Origin of the sequence: Burkholderia sp. MSMB1072, from assembly GCF_001524725.1 — a bacterium.
In the GTDB taxonomy this organism is placed as follows: domain Bacteria; phylum Pseudomonadota; class Gammaproteobacteria; order Burkholderiales; family Burkholderiaceae; genus Burkholderia.
Window position 1 is genome coordinate 1 of the sequence record NZ_LOYC01000043.1, and the last position, 1545, is coordinate 1545.

At 59.8% G+C, this 1545-nt stretch carries 1 protein-coding gene; it reads left to right on the forward strand.

Features of this window, described 5'->3' with window-relative positions:
* Positions 1-127 precede the first annotated feature (127 nt).
* Positions 128-1258 carry an IS110 family transposase gene (locus WS89_RS22600; protein WP_059793624.1) on the forward strand — a complete coding sequence of 377 codons (1131 nt, stop codon included), beginning with the start codon at positions 128-130 and terminating at the stop codon, positions 1256-1258.
* Positions 1259-1545: the final 287 nt, after the last annotated feature.

Consider the following 1545-nt stretch of genomic DNA (forward strand, 5'->3'; position numbering starts at 1 on the left):
AGTCAGTATGACTCCCGCGGGGCAAAGGCTGGCCTGCCGTGAGGAATCAAGCGCGGGTTAGCATTGCTGCCAGAGCCGCACGGTGCGGACAGGGCCGCACCTGGCGATTTCCGGCACGGAGGCCAGCATGGAACACGATAGCACGCTGTACGTCGGGCTCGATGTCCATAAGGAGTCGATCACGGCCGCCTATGCGTTCGGCATGGGCGAGGTTGAACTGCTCGGCAAGGTTGGCACCACGAAGACGGATATCGATCGCTTATGCAAGCGCCTGCAATCGAAGGCGTCGCGTATCTGTATTGTCTATGAGGCGGGCCCATGTGGTTACGGACTTTACCGTCAACTTCAGCAGAAGGGAATCGACTGCATGGTGTGTGCACCGTCTCTGATTCCAAGGAAGCCGGGGGAACGCGTAAAGACCGATCGGCGTGACGCGATCAAACTGGTGCGTTCTCTCAGGGCTGGCGACCTGTCGGAGGTCTGTGTCCCTACCGTCGAAGACGAAGCCTTTCGCGATCTGGCACGGGCATGGGTGAGTGCCAAGGATGATCTGAAGCGTGCGCGGCAGCGGCTGAAGTCCTTTCTGCTTTCGCATGGGGTCAGCTATACCGGCCGCGCCGACTGGAGGGCAGCACACCGGCGCTGGCTGAGCACGTTTGCGTTCGACAGCACATGGCAGCAGTTGGCATTCGAAGAGCATCGACGCACGATCGAGGATCGTCTTGCGCAATGCGATCGACTGGAAGCTGCGCTGCGCGAGGCCGTGGTTGCCTGGCGTTTTTATCCGGCAGTACTGGGTCTGCAAACGATGCGCGGCATGCAGTTCACCACGGCGGTCGGCATGCTTGCTGAGTTGGGTGATCTGTCACGCTTCACTCATCCGCGCCAGTTGATGGCGTGGCTGGGGGTAACACCGAGCGAACACTCGTCGGGCGAGAAACGCCGTCAGGGCAGCATCACCAAGAACGGCAACAGTTACGCGAGAAAGCTGCTCGTCGAATCGGCATGGAGTTATCGGCATCCGGCGCGGGTGAGTCCCGAGATTCAGCGCCGCCACGAAGGGATTCCTAAACCCATCGTGGATCGATCTTGGGATGCGCAGGTGCGCCTGTGTCGACGCTATCGAACGCTTGTGGCACGCGGTAAACAGAAGAACATCGCCGTGGTCGCGGTCGCCCGCGAACTAAGCGGGTTTATCTGGGACATTAGCCAACTCGCCATGTCACTTGCGTTGCAACCGCAGAAGCACGCGGCTTGAGCAGGCGAGCGAGAGTCTTTACCCATCAATCAAGGAGTTTCCTGAGGGCGGCGTAGCCCGGCACACGAGTAACCCGCGCCACGGCTACGCAACGGATCCAATTCGATTTGCGTCCCTAGATAGCGGCAGGCTCATCAGGCGGACCTCTGTAATGCGGTAGCCAACCCGCGGATATCAGCGTGATCCACCGTCGAGACGTACTGCTGCGCCGCCCTCAGGAAATTTGAACAATAACGCGTGGAAAACCCGAACACCAATCCCGATTGACAGCGGGAGTCATATCAGCC

What these genes read in the sequence shown, in the direction of transcription:
- WS89_RS22600 (WP_059793624.1), top strand. Translation starts at nt 128, where the DNA reads ATGGAACACGATAGCACGCTGTACGTCGGGCTCGATGTCCATAAGGAG.